Annotated in this window: 22 protein-coding genes and 1 CRISPR repeat array; of the genes, 7 read left to right on the forward strand and 15 right to left on the reverse strand. The window is 69.4% G+C overall.

The features are described 5' to 3' along the window. Positions 1 to 64: 64 nt before the first annotated feature. A complete protein-coding gene (locus tag IH09_RS25155) occupies positions 65 to 598 on the forward strand; it encodes a SigE family RNA polymerase sigma factor (protein ID WP_052859753.1) in 534 nt (177 codons plus the stop codon). Between the two features lie 9 nt (positions 599 to 607). On the opposite strand, the gene IH09_RS25160 is transcribed toward IH09_RS25155, so the two are convergent. Both IH09_RS25160 and IH09_RS25165 read right to left on the reverse strand, forming a co-directional pair. Continuing rightward, positions 608 to 868, reverse strand: coding sequence for a DUF397 domain-containing protein (locus IH09_RS25160; protein WP_052859754.1), 261 nt, complete (start codon positions 866 to 868; stop codon positions 608 to 610). After that, positions 865 to 1,749 carry a helix-turn-helix domain-containing protein gene (locus IH09_RS25165; RefSeq protein WP_110952563.1) on the reverse strand — a complete coding sequence of 295 codons (885 nt, stop codon included), beginning with the start codon at positions 1,747 to 1,749 and terminating at the stop codon, positions 865 to 867. The genes IH09_RS25160 and IH09_RS25165 overlap by 4 nt, the downstream gene beginning before the upstream one ends. Positions 1,750 to 1,918: 169 nt before the next feature. Between IH09_RS25165 and IH09_RS25170 the strand changes: the two genes are divergently transcribed. Then, complete coding sequence (locus tag IH09_RS25170) at positions 1,919 to 2,401, forward strand: ATP-binding protein (protein ID WP_397844818.1); 483 nt, start codon at positions 1,919 to 1,921, stop codon at positions 2,399 to 2,401. Between the two features lie 64 nt (positions 2,402 to 2,465). Here the strand turns inward: IH09_RS25170 and IH09_RS25175 are convergent, their stop codons facing one another. Next, positions 2,466 to 2,795, reverse strand: a complete 330-nt coding sequence (locus IH09_RS25175; protein WP_052859755.1) for an AzlD domain-containing protein — start codon at positions 2,793 to 2,795, stop codon at positions 2,466 to 2,468. Continuing rightward, a complete protein-coding gene (locus IH09_RS25180) occupies positions 2,788 to 3,537 on the reverse strand; it encodes an AzlC family ABC transporter permease (protein WP_110952564.1) in 750 nt (249 codons plus the stop codon). Before IH09_RS25180 ends, IH09_RS25175 begins: the two co-directional genes overlap by 8 nt. A 62-nt stretch (positions 3,538 to 3,599) precedes the next feature. On the opposite strand from IH09_RS25180, the gene IH09_RS25185 reads away from it, so the two are divergent. Further along, positions 3,600 to 4,085: an Lrp/AsnC family transcriptional regulator gene (locus IH09_RS25185; protein WP_052859756.1), complete on the forward strand. Its 486-nt coding sequence runs from the start codon at positions 3,600 to 3,602 to the stop codon at positions 4,083 to 4,085. Between the two features lie 228 nt (positions 4,086 to 4,313). On the opposite strand, the gene IH09_RS25190 is transcribed toward IH09_RS25185, so the two are convergent. Then, entirely contained in the window at positions 4,314 to 4,541 is a 228-nt protein-coding gene (locus IH09_RS25190; protein ID WP_052859757.1) for a hypothetical protein, read from the reverse strand. Positions 4,542 to 4,620: 79 nt separating this feature from the next. Continuing rightward, positions 4,621 to 5,055, reverse strand: coding sequence for an ArsI/CadI family heavy metal resistance metalloenzyme (locus IH09_RS25195; protein WP_052859758.1), 435 nt, complete (start codon positions 5,053 to 5,055; stop codon positions 4,621 to 4,623). A 102-nt stretch (positions 5,056 to 5,157) separates the two neighbouring features. Here IH09_RS25195 and IH09_RS25200 point away from each other — a divergent pair, with 102 nt between their 5' ends. From IH09_RS25200 to IH09_RS25210, 3 genes are all read left to right on the forward strand, one after another. Continuing rightward, on the forward strand, positions 5,158 to 5,556 hold the full coding sequence (locus IH09_RS25200; RefSeq protein WP_052859759.1) for an ArsR/SmtB family transcription factor: 399 nt from the start codon (positions 5,158 to 5,160) through the stop codon (positions 5,554 to 5,556). Then, complete coding sequence (gene arsB / locus IH09_RS25205; RefSeq protein ID WP_052859760.1) at positions 5,553 to 6,668, forward strand: ACR3 family arsenite efflux transporter; 1,116 nt, start codon at positions 5,553 to 5,555, stop codon at positions 6,666 to 6,668. The genes IH09_RS25200 and arsB overlap by 4 nt, the downstream gene beginning before the upstream one ends. Before the next feature lie 115 nt (positions 6,669 to 6,783). Continuing rightward, positions 6,784 to 7,206, forward strand: coding sequence for an arsenate reductase ArsC (locus tag IH09_RS25210; RefSeq protein ID WP_052859778.1), 423 nt, complete (start codon positions 6,784 to 6,786; stop codon positions 7,204 to 7,206). 181 nt (positions 7,207 to 7,387) lie between these two features. Here the strand turns inward: IH09_RS25210 and merB are convergent, their stop codons facing one another. Together merB and IH09_RS25220 are read right to left on the reverse strand one after the other, a co-directional pair. Further along, on the reverse strand, positions 7,388 to 8,422 hold the full coding sequence (gene merB, locus IH09_RS25215) for an organomercurial lyase (RefSeq protein WP_052859761.1): 1,035 nt from the start codon (positions 8,420 to 8,422) through the stop codon (positions 7,388 to 7,390). A 216-nt stretch (positions 8,423 to 8,638) separates the two neighbouring features. Continuing rightward, the gene (locus tag IH09_RS25220; protein WP_110952565.1) at positions 8,639 to 9,988 is read right to left on the reverse strand and encodes an MFS transporter; all 1,350 of its coding nucleotides are present in this window, start codon (positions 9,986 to 9,988) and stop codon (positions 8,639 to 8,641) included. 237 nt (positions 9,989 to 10,225) lie between these two features. On the opposite strand from IH09_RS25220, the gene IH09_RS25225 reads away from it, so the two are divergent. Then, positions 10,226 to 10,681, forward strand: a complete 456-nt coding sequence (locus IH09_RS25225) for a winged helix-turn-helix transcriptional regulator (protein ID WP_052859762.1) — start codon at positions 10,226 to 10,228, stop codon at positions 10,679 to 10,681. A gap of 109 nt (positions 10,682 to 10,790) precedes the next feature. On the opposite strand, the gene IH09_RS25230 is transcribed toward IH09_RS25225, so the two are convergent. The 7 genes from IH09_RS25230 to IH09_RS25260 form a co-directional block, all read right to left on the reverse strand. Next, on the reverse strand, positions 10,791 to 11,960 hold the full coding sequence (locus IH09_RS25230; RefSeq protein ID WP_052859763.1) for a methyltransferase domain-containing protein: 1,170 nt from the start codon (positions 11,958 to 11,960) through the stop codon (positions 10,791 to 10,793). Continuing rightward, entirely contained in the window at positions 11,957 to 12,922 is a 966-nt protein-coding gene (gene tgmB, locus IH09_RS25235; RefSeq protein ID WP_052859764.1) for an ATP-grasp ribosomal peptide maturase, read from the reverse strand. Before tgmB ends, IH09_RS25230 begins: the two co-directional genes overlap by 4 nt. Positions 12,923 to 12,929: 7 nt before the next feature. Further along, a complete protein-coding gene (tgmA, locus tag IH09_RS25240) occupies positions 12,930 to 13,226 on the reverse strand; it encodes a putative ATP-grasp-modified RiPP (protein WP_052859765.1) in 297 nt (98 codons plus the stop codon). Between the two features lie 113 nt (positions 13,227 to 13,339). Beyond that, positions 13,340 to 13,588 (reverse strand): hypothetical protein, encoded by a 249-nt coding sequence (locus IH09_RS25245; RefSeq protein WP_143682205.1) that lies wholly within the window; start codon positions 13,586 to 13,588, stop codon positions 13,340 to 13,342. Between the two features lie 58 nt (positions 13,589 to 13,646). Then, positions 13,647 to 14,837, reverse strand: a complete 1,191-nt coding sequence (locus tag IH09_RS25250; protein ID WP_052859780.1) for a helix-turn-helix domain-containing protein — start codon at positions 14,835 to 14,837, stop codon at positions 13,647 to 13,649. A 1,153-nt stretch (positions 14,838 to 15,990) separates the two neighbouring features. Continuing rightward, positions 15,991 to 16,389: a tectonin domain-containing protein gene (locus IH09_RS25255; RefSeq protein WP_318279540.1), complete on the reverse strand. Its 399-nt coding sequence runs from the start codon at positions 16,387 to 16,389 to the stop codon at positions 15,991 to 15,993. Between the two features lie 367 nt (positions 16,390 to 16,756). After that, a complete protein-coding gene (locus IH09_RS25260) occupies positions 16,757 to 17,137 on the reverse strand; it encodes a helix-turn-helix domain-containing protein (RefSeq protein WP_052859768.1) in 381 nt (126 codons plus the stop codon). A 335-nt stretch (positions 17,138 to 17,472) separates the two neighbouring features. Further along, positions 17,473 to 17,745: direct repeats of the CRISPR family, unit length 29 nt; unit sequence CTGCTCCCCGCGTGTGCGGGGGTGACCCC. The last annotated feature ends 89 nt before the right edge of the window (positions 17,746 to 17,834 follow it).

Genomic DNA, 17,834 nt, shown 5'->3' on the forward strand with positions numbered 1-17,834 from the left:
GGGGAGAAGTCTTCAGCACCTTGGGGCGATACAACCAGCCAGTCGGCGCTTCTAGCGTGGAGCCATGACCACGCCAGTGTGCACAAGCGCTTCGACCGCCGCTGTGTTCCCGTCGTTCTCGTCCTATGTACGGGCCCGGGGGCCGGTGCTGCTGCGCGCCGCGCGGTCGCTCACCGCCAACCCGAACGACGCGGAAGACCTGCTCCAGACCGCCCTCACCAAGACCTATGTGGCCTGGGAGCGGATAGAGGACCACCGGGCCCTGGACGGGTATGTGCGCCGCGCGCTCCTCAACACCCGCACCTCCCAGTGGCGCAAGCGCAAGGTGGACGAGTTCCCCTGCGACGAGATGCCGGAGCCGGACCCGACCCCGGCCCCGGACCCGGCGGAGCTCCAGGGTCTGCGGGATGCGATGTGGCGCGCCGTGATGCGGCTGCCCGCCCGCCAGCGGGCCATGGTCGTCCTCAGGTATTACGAGGACCTGAGCGAGGCCCAGACCGCCGAGGTGATGGAGGTTTCCATCGGTACGGTCAAGAGCGCGGTCTCCCGCGCCCTCGCCAAACTCCGGGAGGACCCGGAGCTGGCGATGGCGGCCTGACCCGCCCGGTCAGCCCTTACGGGCGAACGCGACGAAGTCGGCCCAGGAGGTCGGTGCGAAGGCGAGCTGCGCACCGTGGACGTTCTTGGAGTCGCGGACGCGGATGGTGTCGGGGGCGGAGGCGACCTCGACACAGTCGGGGCCGTCGTTGCTGCTGTAGCTGCTCTTGATCCAAGCCACCTCGACGCAGTCGGGACCGTCGTCGGTGCTGTAGCTGCTCTTGGTCCACTCCAGCGTGGAAGCTTCTCCGATGGTGGGCTTGAGGCTCATGTCTCTCCCCGCAGTTTCTCGATGAAGGCCAGGGACTCCCGTGACCTGAGAGCTTGTGCCCGGATCATTCCATAGCGCATCTCAAGGACGTGGACTTCCTTCGGGTTGGCGATCAGGCGGCTGGTGAGCTGGACTTCGTTGTGCCCAACTGTCGTGCCATCACTGAGCTTCAGCACTCGAAACGAGCCGCCGAGCCCGGCGTGCTCCTCGGTTTCCGTGGGCATCACCTGAATCTCCACGTTCCGCAACTTTCCCAATTCCAGCAGACGTTCGAGCTGGCGCCGTAGCACCATTCTGCCCCCGATCGGGCGTCGAAGCAGCGCCTCCTCCTGTACGAAGGTCAGCAGCGGTGCGGGGCGTCGCTCGAAAACTTCCTGTCGTGCCATCCGGGCGGCCACGAGGCGCTCGATTTCGTCCTCTCCGTACGTGGGTTGCCGTCGGCCGAACAGCACGCGTGTGTACTCCTCGGTCTGCAAAAGACCATGGATGGTGGTGTTGCTGTACGCGCCCAGCTCAACCGCGTCATCTTCCAACCGCGCCAGGTCCCGAACCTTCTTCGGGTAACGGGCCTCCGCGACGTCCTTCTTCATCCCCTCGATCTTGCCGCGGGCGCCCAGGACTTCATCGGCCTTCTCCAGGTACTGCGGCTTCGGGGCGCGGCGGCCGCGTTCGACGGAGGAGACCATCTCGTCGCTGTAGCCGATCGCCGCGCCGAACTCCGCCTGGCGGAGCCCCGCCGCCTCCCGCCACATCTTGAGCTGGCGGCCGATCGCCTTCAGCACGGCCGTGCCTTCGTCGTCCAGGCCGGGATCCCAGCCGGGGCCGTCCGCCCCGTCGGTTGTGTAGTCCGTACGTTCCGTACCGTCGCTGTCCACGCTCATGCGTGCCCACCTTCGTCGTGGCGTACTTGTCGTGCTCGTACTCAACGAGTCGCGCCGCCGAACCGCACGGCGGACTGCCCGGACGGATCCGGACCACGTGCCGGACAGTTACCGTGCGCACGCGCGTCATTACTTTTCAGCGTAAGCACAGTTGGCCACGCTGAGTGACGTGAATCAAGAAATCACCCGAATCCGAACTGAGCAGCGATCGCCGTCCCGGCCCCGGTCGGTGGCCGAGCCGCCCGCCCCGGTACGGCAGTTCAGCGTGCAGCTCTCCGCCACCCGCCGGGGCGCCCGGCTCGGCCGGTTGCTGGTGACCGAGCAACTCCGGTCCTGGGGGCTGCCGTTCGAGGCGGCGGCGCAGATCGTCGCCGAGCTGGCCGCGAACGCCGCGCTGCACGGCCGCGTACCGGGGCGGGACTTCCGGATCGTCGTCACGGTCACCCCTGCCGATACGGGCGAGGACACGCTCCGTATCGAGGCCATCGACACCCGGGGCGACCGGCTGCCCGACGTCCGCCGCAGCCCGTCACCGGACGACGAGTCGGGGCGCGGGCTGCTGATGGTGGCGGCGCTGGCCGACCGGTGGGGGGTGACGACCGGGCCGCCGCCCCGTAAGACGGTGTGGGCGGAGCTGACGCCTACCTGGTGAGAGGGCCGAACCTCGGTGGCGCGCGACGGTGTCGGGCGTCCGGGGCGGGCGGGGCGTCCGGGACTCAGGGGGTGAAGACCGCGCTGGCCAGGATCACATGGGTGACCGTGCCGCCGAGGATGCTCAGCAGCGCGTTGCGGCGCCACAGGTGCAGGCCGATGGTGACCGCGAGGGCGATCAGCGGGGCCAGCGCGCGGGCGTGGGGGAGGGGGAGGTCGCGCAGGCAGTAGACGACGAGGATCACCATGACGCCGGCGGGCATGCGGGCGCTGAGGTACTGGACGGTCCTGCTGGCACGCAGGGGCGTGAGCGCGGCGAAGGGGAGGGCGCGCAGGCCCCAGGTGACGGCGGCGGCGACGAGGACGGCGGCGATGGCGTAGCGGGTGTCAGGCACGGGTCGCCCTCCTGCCGGTGGCGAGGTGGCGGGCCAGGAGGGCGGCCGTGAAGAGGGCGAAGGCGGCCGGGAGCAGCTGGTCGGGGAGGAGGAGCCGGGCGGCCAGGGCGCTGAGCAGGGCGAGCGCCGGGGTGGGCAGGTCGCCGCGCAGGTCCCGGACGGCGTCGAGGGCGAGGACGGTGAACATGGCGGTGAGCGCGAAGTCCAGACCGGTGACGCCGTCCGGGATGAGGGAGCCGAGCAGGGCCCCGGCCACCGCGCTGCCCGCCCAGTACAGGTGCAGGAGGAGCTGGACCCACAGGATGCGCGGGCTGGACCAGGAGCGGGCCGCCTTCCCGGTGGTCAGCGCGTACGCCTCGTCGCACAGGGCGAAGGTGGCGTACGTCTTGCCGAGGCGGCCGGATACGCGGTGCAGGGGGAAGGAGAGCGAGTAGAAGACGTGCCGGACGTTCACCATGAACGCGGAGAGCGCGATGGCCGCCAGCGGGGCGGTGGCGGTGACCAGGCCGATGAGCAGGAACTCGAACGAGCCGCCGAAGGCGACCGCCGCGGACAGCCCCGCCCACCACCAGTCCAGGCCCGACTGGGTCGCGAGCGCCCCGAAGGCGAGGCCGATCGGGATGAACCCCAGACCGGCGCCCGCCGAGTCTCTGAACGCCGCCCGTGCCGCGGAGGCGGGCGCGGGCGGCGGGGCGGGCGCGGGCAGGGGCCGGTCCCCGGTAACGGCAGGGCTTATGTGCATGGGGAAATTTTAGAAAGAATCCGGCCTCATATGGTTGCTACTTATCGCTCTATCCTGGCGCTATGAGCAATGAAGTGAGCCTGGATGACCTTGACAGGGAAATTTTGTTTCATCTCCGTCAGGACGGGCGGCTGACCAACGTCGAGCTGGCCAAGCGGGTCGGCCTGACCCCGCCGCCCTGTCTGCGGCGGGTCAAGCGGCTGGAGGAGGCCGGTGTCATCACCGGGTACCGGGCCGTCATCAGCCCCGAGGCGATGGGCCGCGGGCTGGAGGTCCTCGTCGACGTCGAGATCTACGCCCAGGACCGCACGAGCTTCGAGGAGTTCGAGTCCATCGTGGCCTCCTACGACGAGGTCATCGAGTTCCGTCGCATGTACGGGCGCCCCGACTACTTCATCCGCGTCGCCGTGGCCGACCACGCCGCCTACGAAACCTTCCTCACCGGCAAACTCAGCTGCCTGCCCGCCGTGCTCCGCCTCGAATCCCACCTGACGATGAAGGAGATCAAGACACTCGGCGTGCCCACGCGGCAGCATCGCGCCGAGTAGGCGGAGCCGTCCACCGGGCGTCGGCTTCGCCGGATGTCAGCTCCGCCGGGCGTCAGCTCCGTTGGACGTCAGCTTCGCCGGTCGTCAGCTTCGCCGGATACCGGCGAGCAGGATGTCCGCTAGCTTCCGCCCGGCGCTGGTCCTCGTCGAGCCGCCGCCGACGCGCACCCGGGCCCGAGGGGGGCGCGGACGAACCGGCCGCGCCGTCACCGTCGTTCTGCGGCCCGGTCATCGGCGGCCGGCCGGTGAATTCCGGTGGGCCCGGAACGACGCCGCCGCCAGGGCCGCCATCATCGCGGCGATGAACAGCATCTCCACGCGCATCCACGCGGGGAAGGCGCCCGGCAGCACGGCCTCGACGAGATTCACCACCAGCAGGACACACCCGATGACGGTGACCGCGCGGAGCCCGCCGGTACGACTCCCCTTGAGCGCGGTACGCGTCCGCAGCAGCACGAGGGTCCACGTCGCTGTTCTGCCCTGCGGGCCTGCCGGCCTACTGGCCTGCGGGGCTGCTGGGCGATTCGCCGACGGGCTACCCGGCGGCCGAGGAGCCGGTGCAGCAGGCGTCGTCGTTCTGGAAGGGGCTCTCGCCGAGGGTGTCGGCGTCGGCCTTGACGACGTAGACCTCCCACGGTTCGCGGCCGGGGCCGTGGACCCAGACCTTGTCCTGGACGGCGTAGCAGCAGGAGGTGTCGTTCTCCTCGAAGGTGGCCAGGCCCGCCTCCTTGAGGCGCTCGGTCGCGGCGGTCACCTGGCCGGTGCTCTCGACCTCGACGCCGAGGTGGTCCAGGCGGGTGTCCTGGCCGGGCTCGCCCTCGATGAGGACGAGCTTGAGCGGGGGCTCGGTGAGGGCGAAGTTCGCGTAACCGGGGCGGCGCTTGGCCGGTTCGACGCCGAAGAGCCTGGAGTAGAAGGCCACCGACGCTTCGAGGTCGGCGACGTTGAGGGCGAGCTGGACACGGGACATGACGATCTCCCTGATCTCTCTGAACGGCTTGTATCAATGGCTTGTATCGATGGGTTTCGATTCAGTGTTGCGCCTTGAGTCGAAGAACGTCAATATAGAAGCATGTCGAATCAAGAGTTCGTGGTGCTCGGGCAGGGCGGCGGCCCGGACGCCTGCCGCCCCGGCCTGCTGGCCGCGCCGCTGGCCGAGGATCAGGCGGCGGAGCTGGCGAAGGTCTTCAAGGCCCTGGGCGATCCGGTGCGGCTGCGGCTGCTGTCGATGATCGCCTCGCGGGCGGGCGGCGAGGTGTGCGTCTGCGATCTGACCCCGGCGTTCGAGCTGTCGCAGCCGACCATCTCCCACCACCTCAAGCTGCTGCGCGAGGCCGGTCTGATCGCCTCCGAGCGGCGCGGGACGTGGGTGCACTACCGGCTGCTGCCGGAGATGACCGACCGGCTCGCCGGCATCCTCACCCGTACCGCCGGACAGCCCCTGCACGATTCCGGCGAGGTCCCCGCGTGAGCCGCGAAGCCACGGCCGCGGGCCCGGTGGCGGCCCGGCTGTCGTTCCTGGACCGCTTCCTCGCCGTGTGGATCCTGCTCGCGATGGGCGTCGGCCTGGGACTGGGCCGGCTCGTTCCCGGGCTGGGTGACGCGCTGGCGAAGGTGACCGTCACCGGCGTCTCGCTGCCGATCGCGCTCGGCCTGCTGGTGATGATGTACCCGGTGCTGGCCAAGGTCCGCTACGACCGCCTCGACACCGTCACCCGCGACCGCCGTCTCCTCGTACCGTCCCTCGTACTGAACTGGATCCTCGGCCCGGCGATCATGTTCGCCCTCGCCTGGGTCTTCCTGCCGGACCTGCCGGAGTACCGGACCGGGCTGATCATCGTCGGACTGGCCCGCTGCATCGCCATGGTCATCATCTGGAACGACCTGGCCTGCGGCGACCGCGAGGCCGCCGCCGTACTCGTCGCCCTGAACTCGGTCTTCCAGGTGCTTGCGTTCTCCGCGCTCGGCTGGTTCTACCTCTCGGTCCTGCCCGGCTGGCTCGGCCTGCAGAGCACCGGACTGAACGTGTCCGTATGGGAGATCGCCCGCTCCGTCCTGATCTTCCTCGGCATCCCGCTCGCCGCCGGGTTCCTCACCCGACGGCTGGGCGAGAAGGCCAAGGGCAGAGCCTGGTACGAGTCGAAGCTGATCCCCCGTATCGGCCCGTTCGCCCTCTACGGCCTGCTGTTCACCATCGTCCTGCTCTTCGCCCTCCAGGGCGACGCGATCACCTCGAAGCCGCTCGACGTGGTGCGGATCGCGCTGCCGCTGCTGGTGTACTTCGCCGTGATGTGGGCCGGATCCATGGCCCTCGGCAAGGCCGTCGGCCTCGACTACCCGCGCGCGACGACGCTGGCGTTCACCGCCGCCGGCAACAACTTCGAACTCGCCATCGCGGTCGCCATCGCCACCTTCGGAGCCTCCTCCGGCCAGGCCCTGGCGGGGGTCGTCGGCCCGCTGATCGAGGTCCCGGTACTGATCGGGCTGGTTTACGTCGCGCTTGCGGCCCGTCGCTTCTTTCCCAACTCCCCGGAGTCTGTGGGCGATTCGGCTGCCTGTGCGGAAGGGGCTGCTCGTGTCTGAGGACGCAGAGGGGGTGGTGGAGCCGTCGGTGGTGTCATCTTTGGAGCAGCCAGTGGTGTCGTCTGTGGAGCCGTCGGTGGTGTCGTCCGTGGTGCAGCCAGTGACGTCGTCCGTGGTGCCGTCCGCGGAGTCGTCCGTGGTGCCGTCGGTGCTGTTCGTGTGCGTCCACAACGCCGGGCGGTCGCAGATGGCCGCCGCCTTCCTCAGCCACCTCGGCCGGGGCCGGATCGAGGTCCGCTCGGCCGGCTCCGCCCCCGCCGACACCGTCAACCCGGCCGTCGTCGAGTCGATGCACGAGGTCGGCATCGACATCTCGGCCGAGACCCCGAAGACGCTCACCGCCGGGACCGTCCAGGCATCCGACGTCGTCATCACCATGGGCTGCGGCGACGCCTGCCCGGTCTTCCCCGGCAAGAAGTACCTGGACTGGCAGCTCGACGACCCCGCCGGGCAGGGCGTCGACGCGGTCCGGCCGATCCGCGAGGAGATCGAACGGCGGGTTCGGGGGCTGGTTTTGGAGCTTCTTCCCGGCCGCTGATTTCTGAGTCCGTCCCCGTTCGCCGGTCTCGGAGCTTTTCCCCGTCCGGTGACCTCCGGGTTCGTCCCCGTCCGCTGATCTCCCGTGCTCCTCCCCGCCTGCTGACGGCCACCGGTCAGGTTCACCGAGCGCGAGGCCCCCGGGCGACGTAACCAGCGGTCAGGGAGCGGTCAGGGAGCGGTCAGGGAGCGAGCAGGGGGCCGAAGGTACGCGTCGCGATCTCCTCGGCGCGTGCCTGGCCGACGATGTGGCCGGGGACCTCCGGGTGCTCGTCCGCCCAGGCGCGGGCGGTGGTCTCGCCGGTGAAGAAGTTCAGCGCGTCGCAGCAGACCGCGGCCGCGGGGCCGCCGCCGGGGCGCCGGCCGACGAACACCACCGCGCCCGCCGGCTCCCAGACCGGCGTCCCGCCGTCCGTGGTGACGGTTACCGGATCGCCGGTCACCGGGTCCGTGGAGGAGATCACCGCGTCCCGGCCCAGCATCGCCGGGATGCCGAGCGCGTCGATCGCGCACATCGACCACACCTCGGCGCCGTCGGCGATCCGTACGCGGTGGCGGGTGGGCGCGGCCGAGAAGGGGTAGGCCGCCGCGATCCGCCCGTCCGCGTCCAGGGTCAGGAAGTCTTCCCGGGCCAGCTCGTCCAGCACCTCGACGGCGCTTCGGCCCGCCGTGGCGGCGACCGGCTCCAGCACATCCGGCTCGGGCGCGGCCCCGGTGGCGGCGAAGTGCCGAAGTACCGCCTGGTGCACCGCCCGCAGCCCCCGCTCGGCCGGTGCCCGACGCCCCTGTCCGCCGCGGCCGACCGCATCGAGTGCGTCCGTATCGAGTGCGTCCGTATCGAGTACGTCCGCTTCGAGTGCGTTCGCATCGAGCGCGGCCGCCTCGCAGCAGTCGCCCGGTACGGCGGTCTCCGGCAAGCCCGCCCCGTCGAGGGCCGCGCGCAGGGCCGCCACGCTGGGTGCCCCGGAGACCGCGCCGTCCGCCTCCCGGTACAGGCGGCACGAGATGCTCGGCACCGCCCCCGCCGGGGCGAACGGGTCCACCCCGTCCAGCAGGACCGCCGGCGAGCCGGTCATCCCCAGCTCGGTGGCCTGCGCCTGATCGAGCACCTCGACCAGTTCCACCGCCGCCGAACGGCCCGCCAGGGCGGCGGTGACCCGCTCGACCGCCAGCGGGGCGTTCGGGCACTCCGGAACCGTCAGCACCGTGATCCGCATCCTGCACTCCTCCTGGCTCATCGCCCTACGCTGCCGAGGCTAGACCTTTCGCCGTAGGGGGAGGCCGGGGCCCGGGGGTGCGCGGATCGGTGACCTCGCCGCCCCTTCAGCGGGCCGGCCACCGAGCTCCCCCGGACCATCCGCCGCTACGAGCAGACCGGTTACGGCTGGGGACCGAGTGGCTACGGCGGTCGTATGGCTACGGCGGTCGTACGACTATGGCCTGGTGGTGCGCCGCCGTGCCGTGGTGGTGCCGCGCAGGGTCACCGCCCACACCAGGAGCGCGAGGGCGCTGAACACGGCGCCCAGGACGCATACGGCGCCCCACCCGGCCCGTGCGTAGACGGTGGTCGAGGCGAGGGCGCCGGTCGCGCTGCCGATCGAGTAGAAGACCATGTAGCCGCCGATCAGCCGGCTGCCCGCGTCCGGGCGCAGGGCGTAGATCAGGCTCTGGTTGGTGACGTGCACGGCCTGTACGGCGAGGTCGAGGACGAGCGCGCCGATCGCCAGCGCCCACAGGGACTGCCGGGTGGCGGCGAGAGGGAGCCAGGACAGGACGAGGAGGACCAGCGCGATCCCGGTGGTCGGCCCGGCGAAGCCGCGGTCGTGGAGGCGGCCGGCCGGGGCCGCCGCGAGCGCGCCCGCCGCGCCGACGAGGCCGAACGCGCCGATCGCGGTGTGCGACAGCGACATCGGGGGTGCGCTCAACGGCAGGGCGACACAGCTCCACAGGGTGCTGAAGGCCGCGAAGATGAGCAGCGCGAGCAGGGCCCGGACACGGAACAGCCGTTCCTCGGCGAACAACGTGACGGTGGAGCGCAGGAGTTGCCCGTAGCGCAGGGCCGGGCGGGGCGTGGTGCGCCGCGGCAGTACGCGGTACAGGGCCAGGGTGAGGACGAGGGTGAGGGCGGCCGAGGCGAGGTAGACCGACCGCCAGCCCGCGAGGTCGGCCAGCAGACCGGAGGCGGTACGGGCGAGCAGGATGCCGGTGACCACACCGCTGGTCACCAGGCCGACGACGCGCCCGCGCCGGTCCGCTCCGGCCAGCGAGGCGGCGAAGGCGACGAGCGTCTGGGTCACCACGGCGAGGAAGCCGACCGCGGCGATGGCGGCGAGCAGGATCGGTGCGGTCGCCGCGGTGCCGACCGCGATCAGGGTCGCCGCCAGGAGGAGCAGTTGGATCATGACGAGGCGCCGCCGGTCGACCAGGTCACCCAGCGGTACGAGGAAGAACAGCCCCAGCCCGTACCCGACCTGGGTGAGGGTGACCACGGCGCCGATCGTCGCCGCGCTGATCCCGAAGTCCTGGCTCAGCGTGGCCAGCAGCGGTTGCGCGAGATAGACGTTGGAGACCGCCGCCCCGCAGGCGACCGCGAAGAGCAACACGGTGCGGGGGGAGAGGGGGGAGAGGGGGCGGTCGGGGGTGTGGCTGGGTGTCCGGTCGGGGGTGTGGCTGGGTGTCCGGCCGGGCTCGGCGTCCGGCGTTCTGACGTCGCCGGGGGCGGGGGCCTGCGCTGTTTCGCATCCGCCTTCGCCTTCGCCTCTGCCTTCGTCGGCGATGGGCATACCGCACCCCCTGAAGATTGGTTTCATCTTGCTACCGCTTCTGTCGGGGGTGACGCTAGCCGTGACTGGTAGCATGTTGCAACCGTAATCTCATGGAGAGTGCATCCATGGGGAGAGCGCATCCCTATGGAGGGCGTGCCTATACGGAGGGCGCGTCCATGGGGAACGCCCTCCACGGAAAGCACCTCCGAGATCACCTACGAGATCACCTCCGAGACAACCTCCACGGAGAACGCCATGGTCAAGCGGACGCGTTTCAACGAGAGCGACTGCCCGGTGGCCCGGTCGGTCGATGCGATCGGCGACTGGTGGTCGCTGCTGATCGTGCGCGACGCGTTCGACGGCAGCCGCCGGTTCGGAGAGTTCCAGCGCAGCCTGGGCGTCGCGAAGAACATCCTCACCACGCGCCTGCGCGCCCTCGTCGCCGGCGGCATCCTCGACATGGTCCCGGCGTCCGACGGCAGCGCGTACCACGAGTACGTCCTGACCCCCAAGGGCAAGGACCTGTTCCACGTCATCGTGGCGCTGCGGCAGTGGGGCGAGGTCCACTTCTTCGAACCGGACGAGCCGCATTCGGAGCTGGTCGACAGCCGACACGGCCGCCCGCTCCCCACCCTCGAAGTCATCTCCGCCGACGGCCGCCAACTCGGCCCGGATGACACCGTGGTGCACAAGGTGGATCCGGCGGGGTAGCGGAGAGGCGTATCGGGTGGCGGGCCGTCCGGGGGCGGAAGACCGCAACGCCCCAGCGGAGAGAGCCCCACGGAGATGCCGTGATGAGCTGGCTGGTCATGCCCGGGGCTCAGACCGTCCAGCGCCGCCCTGTGGGGAGGTGCCGGACCTGCGTGGCCCCTTCGGGTTCACGGGCGTAGCCGAACCGGTCCTGGGCCGGGCGGCCCTGCTCGTTCCACCACTGCCATGCGGCTTCAACCGTCTGCCAGAGATCCGCCTCACCGCCGTACGTCACGCTTGCGTCGCCGGAGAGCGGCGCGCGGGCCCATGCGCCGTCGGGCCTTTGAAACTGGAGCGACATGGTGCCGTCGTCGGCGCTGTTGTAGACGATCTCGGCGTCGGGCAGTTCGAGTGCGAGCAGCAGGCGGAAGGGGTAGTTGGCCCGGACGTCCGATGCCGTGACCGTGGTGGGGCGCGTCCCGGTCTCCGCTGCGTACGGTGCCCGTTCCGGTACCGGGTAGGTACTCGCGTCGCTCCGGGCGGCCATGAACCGGCCGGATGTCGCGGTGAACTGCCCGTGCGCTCGCCCGTCACCGTCGACGGACACCCGGACGAGTCCTCCCTCGATGCCGAGGGCGATGTCGGCGACGATGATCCCGTCGGAGCTCGTCTGCTCGATCCACGCGGCCGGCAGGTGGCGATGCACCGAGCACGTGGCGATGATGCGGTCGAATCGCTCGCCTGTGGGGTAGCCGGTCTGACCGTCGCCCGGCACGAGCTGCGGTTCGTAGCCGATCTTCGCGAGTCGGGACTGCGCGGCCGAGACGAGCTCGGGGTCGATGTCGATGGTGTGCACGAGGTGCTCGCCGAGGCGGGCGCAGAGCAGCGCGGTGTTGTAGCCGGTGCCGGTTCCGACTTCGAGTACGCGGTGCCCGTCCTGGATATGCAGGTCTTCCAGCATGCCGGCCATGAGGCTCGGCAGGGTGCTGGAGGAGGTGGGGACGCCGGTCCATGCGTCGGTGTCGACTTTTTCGGCGGTGCTGGGGTCGAGTGCGGTCACGAGGGTGATGTCGCGGTAGACCTGGGGCAGTCGGCCCTCATGCAAGGCGTGCTGCTTCCGCCATACCGTGATGCCCTTGTCGTTCATCTCCATCTCGTACCAGCGCGGCACGAACACGTGCCGCGGTACGGCGGCGAACGCCTCGGCCCATCGTGCGGACCGGATGGCCTCGGCCTTCTTGAGCTGCTCGACGAGGGCGGCCAGGTGCGGGCCGGCGACGTCGAGAGGGGTGGTGCTCATTCGGTGACTCCTAGCAGTTCGTCGGCGATGCCTTCGGCGATGGGGTGCCCGGTGGCGTGCTGTATCCAGTCCCATTGCCCGCAGGGGTTCACCTCCAAGAACGTCCATTCGCCGGCGGGCGAGACGACGAAGTCAAGGGCGCCGAAGCGCAGTTCAAGCCGATGCATCAAGGCCCGCACTCTCTCGATGACGTCCGGCGGGGGTGCGGTCGGCTTGTACGTCAGCGACTTGTAGTCGCTGCGCCAGTCGGTATACCCGGCCTTGGTGTCCGAGTGGACCTCGGCCGCGAACGGGCGGTCACCGGCCATGGTCAGGCGGACTTCGTACGCCTTGTCCACCCACGCTTGGAACAGATGGGCGGTCGTCTCCATCCCGGTGAGGTCGCCGAGGTCGTCCTCGGTGAGAACTCGCGTGTACACGGCCTTGAGCTGGTCGCCCTCGATGAACACGGGGCTCGCGACGGGCTTGCAGATGATCGTCCCGGGGATGTCGCCGGCGAACGCCTGGACGGCGTCCGGGCGGTTGGTGATCAGGGTCGGGGGGAGGGTGAGGCCGCATTCGCGTGCGGCGGCGAGCTGGTAGGGCTTGTACTCGGCGCGGGACATGGCCGAGGGGTGGCTGACCCATCGGCAGTCCAGCGCGGTCAGGATGCCGCCGAATCCCGCACGTGCCTGGGCGGCCGCGAAGCGTCGTTCCGCGTCGGACATGCCCTCGGCGAAGCGAAAGGGATGGGGCGTACGGAAGTAGCAGGCGCTGACGTCGGCGAGGTCGAGTTCGCGGTGCGAGGTGACGACCCCGCCGGCCCAGCCGTGCGAGTCGTCGATGCGGGCGGCGAGGCCGGCCTCTTCGGGGAACTCTGCTGCGTCCATCCGAAAGACGGTCGCCCCGCGCTCGTCCAGGGTTTTGACGACGCGGTCGGTGGGCCAGTCGTCGCGGGCGGCGATGACGAGGACGGTCGGCATACCGGCCTCAGTCCTTCGGGCCCTCGTCGAGCGGCGGCGGATTGGCCGGGCTGCCGTCCGGGATGGTGGGGGAGTGCGTCTGCATGTACGGCAGCAGGTCGGTGTCGACGCCGACGGAAATCTGCCGGTCCTCGTCGTACAGGGCCGGCGGGAGCGCGGTGGCCCGGGCGGAATCGGGGAGCACGGCAAAGCGGAGGACCCACGGCCGGGTGTCCGGGCCCGACGGCTGTTCGCTGCTGTGCGGGATTCGGCCACCTTCCGGGGAGAGGGGGAACGCCTCGCGGGGATGGGCAACTGGGATCATCGCTGTTTCCTTTCTGCCGAAGTTGACTTGCTCGGGGGCTTGCGATGGCGCCCTGCGCCTGTGTTGTCGTCGGCGAACTGGATCCGCCTCCGGGCTCCGTGGATCGCGTCGAGTCAGGCGGCATACAGCCGCCGTGCATCCGTGGCCGGGCGCGGACAGTCACCCGGGGCGCGGGCGTAGGGCAGCAGGAGCGCGATGTGCCTGCACAACAGGCACTCCAAGGCGGCGAGGGCATCCGTCAAGGGCCTGCGAACCAGCCCCTGCGCGGCGGCGGTGGTCATCCGAATGGCGACCGAGTCGATCGGAAGGGCGAGTGCCTGGGACGTCTCTACCGGCTGCCTGCCTGCACGCTCGGTATCCATGGACCGACCGTATGACGGCATGAAAGAGGGAGGGGACACAGTTTGTGTCTCCTCCCTCTCAGGCAGCCAGCAGCCCGATTTTCGTGGCCAGTTCGGAGGCGCGACGTCTCCGATCCGGGGCCTTGGCCTCTGTCTCCTCCAGAACGATGCGGCGCGCGTAGCCGTTGTAACGGATTGTCTCCGGTGCCGCCTCGTATGCCTGCGCGAGTGTCGCCAGGGCGACATCAGGTTGGCCGTCGAGCTGATAGCCGCGAGCCTGTTCGATACGATGCCGGGCCCGCCGTGGCCGTGAGGGAATCGCCGTGGCCTCGGCCCGTGCAGCCTGACGAACCGATTCGGTGCCGGAATGCAGTTCAACGGCGATCGTCACCGCGTGCGCGCCCATGATGGCCCGGGAGAAGCTGGTAACGGGGTGGTAGTAGCCCTCGGGAAGAGACCGCGCGATCTCGCGTGCCGCGTCCCAATGACGCCAGGCCGTACCCGAATTCCCGCGGCGGGCAGCGGTGTACCCGACTTCGAACTGGAGGGCCCCGGCGATGGCGCGGACGTCGTCGTCCGCGTCGTGGAGGAGTGGCTCAAGGTGACGCAATGCGGCAAGGATCACGTCGTCTGCTGCGTCGTAGTGGTGCGGTCCGGCGTCGCGGTGCGCCTGCCCGGTCAGCCACGCGGCCACGCCAATAGTGTGCGGGTCCTCGGATTCCTGGGCGGCCACTATTCCCCGCTCGGCCACCCGCCACAGGAGCGCCGCATCGGGCTGATAGGCAATGAAGAACTGACTCAGGCTGTACACCTCGGAAAGGGCGGCCTGTGCCGCGCGACGCTCTGCTCCCGAATCCGCTTGCCGCACCGCGAGTTGGGAATCCTGGATCAAGCCCGGCAGCAATGCACCGATGACATCCCGGTGATTCGGCGCGGAGTGCCGAGCAGCCCAGGCTCGGGACAGACGAGCCCGGAGATGAGCGGCTGACGGGGCTTGTCCTGATGAGTCGATCGGGAAGCGATTGACTGCGTCCGCGACGGCGGGGAGCCGGGGGTGCCCAGGCCCGGCAAAGAGGTCAACGCGCATCGTATGGCCGGTGAGTTCAGCGAGGTTCTGAACACGCAGAGTCTCGGCGACGCGGAGGATCATCTCCAGGCTGGGCGTATGGAGTTGACCGTTCTCAACTCGTTTGACCCAGGAGGGCGACATGCCGATCAGGCCACCGAGGACCGCTCTCGACATGCCTCGACGTTGGCGCAGGATCTGCATTCTCTGCCCAAACACCAACGGTGTGGCGTACGGGTCGGGGGTAGCACCTTCAGCAGACACGGCTTTGCCCCTCTCTGAACGGCTCGACACTGTCAGGGTATGGGCGGGGCCGGTTTCGCGCTTGAATCTTTTGTCGGGGGATCAGGCAGGGCGATACGGCTGGGGCGACACCACACTCGGCGCGTGGTGTGGCGGGGTTGCTGACGCTCCCGTATCCGGAATGCCCGAATCGGCGAAAGTTGCTGAAACTCGTGGTCGGCGACGGTAAAGTCCCTGGTCACGTGGTCTGCTCCCTGCTTGTGTGGGGGTGACCCCGAGGACTGGAGTCCGTCGTGGCCGGCGGAATGCTCCTCCCCGCGTGTGCGGGGGTGACCCCGGGAGTACGCCACTGAGGAATTGGTCGTGCACCTCTTCCCCACGTACGCAGGCCCGCTGCGCCGCGCGCCATCGCCCTGACCACTCACGCCCCCACCCCCGAAGCCCGCTCCGCCGACGGACGCCAACTCGGTCCCGATGACACCGTGGTGCACGAGGTGGATCCGGCCAGGTAACGGAGATCCGTACCGGCCCTACCGCCGTACGTCACTTCGGCGTCGCCGGTGAGTGGCGCGCGGGCCCATGTGCCGCCGGGCCTTTGGAGCTGGAGCGACATGGTGCCGTCGCCGACACTGCTGTAGACGATCTCGGCGTCGGGCAGTTCGAGCGCCGGCAGCAGGCGGAAGGGGCAGGGCGGCGACCTGCTCGGCGGTGCCGGGGCCGAGTCCGGTCACGGGAGTGAAGCCGCGGCAGATCTCCGGCAACTCGTCCTCTCGCCCTCGTGCAGGGGGGCCGTATTCCGCCATACCGAGACGCCTTGCCGTTCGTCTCCGTCTCGTACCGGCGCGGCACGAACACCTGCCGCGGTACGTCGGCGAATGCCCCCGCCCACCGCGCGGACCGGATGCCCCCGGCCTCCGCGAGCCGCTCGACGAGGACGGCCAGGCGCGGGCAGGCGACGCCGAGAGGGGCGGTGCTCATTCGACGGCTCCCGGGCGGTGCCCGGCGGATCACCGCGTAGCCGTAACTGGATCGATGGGTTGTGACATTGCCCGGCGAAATAGGGCGAGAGGCCCGTGCGATCCCGGCAGGGGCCTCTCGTGCTTGCTGCCTGAGGTCAGCTCGGCTGGTCTCCGGTGTAGCGGTAGATTCCGCCGTCGGCGTTGACGTGCCAGACGGTGCCGTCGGCGGCGACTCCGATGTCTACGGCTTTGCCGGGGACGGAGATGCGGGTGAGGCCGCCGGAGATGTTGACCCAGGGGGTGGGGCCTTGATCTCCGGTGTAGCGGTAGATCCGGTAGATCTGACCCAGGGAGTTCACCCCCCACACGTGCGTCCTGGACCCCACCGAGATCGTCGTGAGACCACCGGAGACTTGCAGCCAGTCAGCCATGTTCGTGTCCCTTCGCCTCGAACGGTGCAAAGGAAACTTGCTACCCGGCAGAGATACCCAAACGACCGGGTATATGGATTGAATTCTGAGATCATCCAAAAATCGCCGTTTGGTGATTTCCACCCCTTCTGAATGTGGGGAAGGCGGGCCGCCTCCACACAATCAGGAGGCTGGAAACGCTATAGCCCACAAGGAGCTGGGAACGGCGGGCGATTGACAACCTCGGGGTTGGCGGCCTTATTTCAAGATCGATGTCAGCTCAAGTTGCGGGGCTATGTTCAGCCTTGGTGTGTACTGTCCGCTCACTTGCGCGTCGGGCGCGGGCGTGATTCGTCAGGCGCCCCTAATCCACGCTCGGTCGCCCCCCGCTTGAGCGCCGCATCGGGCTGGTAGGTGATGAAGAAATGACTCAGGCTGTACGTCTCGGAGGGTGGCCTGTGGCGTTGGGTTCCCAACTCCGCTTGTTACACCCCTGGTTGGGAATCCTGGCTCAAGTCCGGCGGTAATGCGTCGATGACGTCCCGGTGATTCGGCGCGGAGTGCCGAGCTGCCCAGTTCCGTGATGGGTGAGCCTGGAGGTGAACGCCCGACGGGGCTTGTTCTGGTGAGTGATCGGGAAGCGATTCACTGTGTCCGCGACGGTGGGGAGTTGGGGGTGCCCAGGCCCGTTAAAGAGGTTAATGCGCATCTTGTGGCTGGTGAGTTCATCGAGGTTCTGAATGCGCAGAGACTCGGCGGCACGGAGGACCATTTCCAGGCTGGGCGCCTGGAGTTGACCGTTCTCAACTCGTCTGACCCAGGAGGCCGACATGCCGATCAGCACGGTGAGGACCGTTCTCGACACGCCTCGATATTGGCGCAGGATCTGCATTCTCTACCCAAAACACCGGCGGTGTGGCGTATGGGTCGGGGGCGTCTTCGGCAGGCACGGCCTCCCCCTCTCTGAACAGCTCGGCACTGTCAGGTATGGGCGGGGCCGGTTTCGCGCTTGAATCTTTTGTCGGGGGACTAGGCAGGGCGATACGGCTGGGGCGACACCACACTCGGCGCGCGGTGTGGCGGGGTTGCTGACGCTCCCATGTCCGGAATGCCTGAATCGATGAAAGTTGCTGAAACTCGTGGCCGGCGACGGTAAAGTCCCTGGTCACGTAGCCTGCTCCCCGCGGGTGACCCCGTGGAACGTCAGGCCGGTGCCGTCCGACGCCTCTGCTCCCCGCGTGTGCGGGGGTGACCCCCCGCTCGCGGACGCCGTGCTGAGAGCTAAGCGCTGCTCCCCGCGTGTGCGGGGGTGACCCCGAGCCGGCCCCGGCCCCGCAGCCGCCCCTGGACTGCTCCCCGCGTGTGCGGGGGTGACCCCATCGCCAGGGATTCGCAGAGCCGCACGGTGTACTGCTCCCCGCGTGTGCGGGGGTGACCCCGGCGGTGGCCAGTCCGGTCAGCTCACGCAGACCTGCTCCCCGCGTGCGCGGGAGTGCCCCTGCTTCACGGTGGTGTCCACGAACCGCTCGGGCCCCTCCCCACGTACACCTGTCTCTTATACACATCTCCGAGCCCACGAGACTAAGGCG

The sequence above is a fragment of the Streptomyces celluloflavus genome, assembly GCA_000720995.1.
GTDB lineage: Bacteria > Actinomycetota > Actinomycetes > Streptomycetales > Streptomycetaceae > Streptomyces > Streptomyces celluloflavus.

What these genes read in the sequence shown, in the direction of transcription:
- IH09_RS25155 (WP_052859753.1), top strand. Translation starts at nt 65, where the DNA reads ATGACCACGCCAGTGTGCACAAGCGCTTCGACCGCCGCTGTGTTCCCG.
- IH09_RS25160 (WP_052859754.1), bottom strand. Translation starts at nt 868, where the DNA reads ATGAGCCTCAAGCCCACCATCGGAGAAGCTTCCACGCTGGAGTGGACC.
- IH09_RS25165 (WP_110952563.1), bottom strand. Translation starts at nt 1,749, where the DNA reads ATGAGCGTGGACAGCGACGGTACGGAACGTACGGACTACACAACCGAC.
- IH09_RS25180 (WP_110952564.1), bottom strand. Translation starts at nt 3,537, where the DNA reads ATGCACATAAGCCCTGCCGTTACCGGGGACCGGCCCCTGCCCGCGCCC.
- IH09_RS25185 (WP_052859756.1), top strand. Translation starts at nt 3,600, where the DNA reads ATGAGCAATGAAGTGAGCCTGGATGACCTTGACAGGGAAATTTTGTTT.
- IH09_RS25195 (WP_052859758.1), bottom strand. Translation starts at nt 5,055, where the DNA reads ATGTCCCGTGTCCAGCTCGCCCTCAACGTCGCCGACCTCGAAGCGTCG.
- IH09_RS25200 (WP_052859759.1), top strand. Translation starts at nt 5,158, where the DNA reads ATGTCGAATCAAGAGTTCGTGGTGCTCGGGCAGGGCGGCGGCCCGGAC.
- merB (WP_052859761.1), bottom strand. Translation starts at nt 8,422, where the DNA reads ATGCGGATCACGGTGCTGACGGTTCCGGAGTGCCCGAACGCCCCGCTG.
- IH09_RS25220 (WP_110952565.1), bottom strand. Translation starts at nt 9,988, where the DNA reads ATGCCCATCGCCGACGAAGGCAGAGGCGAAGGCGAAGGCGGATGCGAA.
- IH09_RS25225 (WP_052859762.1), top strand. Translation starts at nt 10,226, where the DNA reads ATGGTCAAGCGGACGCGTTTCAACGAGAGCGACTGCCCGGTGGCCCGG.
- IH09_RS25230 (WP_052859763.1), bottom strand. Translation starts at nt 11,960, where the DNA reads ATGAGCACCACCCCTCTCGACGTCGCCGGCCCGCACCTGGCCGCCCTC.
- tgmB (WP_052859764.1), bottom strand. Translation starts at nt 12,922, where the DNA reads ATGCCGACCGTCCTCGTCATCGCCGCCCGCGACGACTGGCCCACCGAC.
- tgmA (WP_052859765.1), bottom strand. Translation starts at nt 13,226, where the DNA reads ATGATCCCAGTTGCCCATCCCCGCGAGGCGTTCCCCCTCTCCCCGGAA.
- IH09_RS25245 (WP_143682205.1), bottom strand. Translation starts at nt 13,588, where the DNA reads ATGGATACCGAGCGTGCAGGCAGGCAGCCGGTAGAGACGTCCCAGGCA.
- IH09_RS25250 (WP_052859780.1), bottom strand. Translation starts at nt 14,837, where the DNA reads ATGCAGATCCTGCGCCAACGTCGAGGCATGTCGAGAGCGGTCCTCGGT.
- IH09_RS25260 (WP_052859768.1), bottom strand. Translation starts at nt 17,137, where the DNA reads ATGCAGATCCTGCGCCAATATCGAGGCGTGTCGAGAACGGTCCTCACC.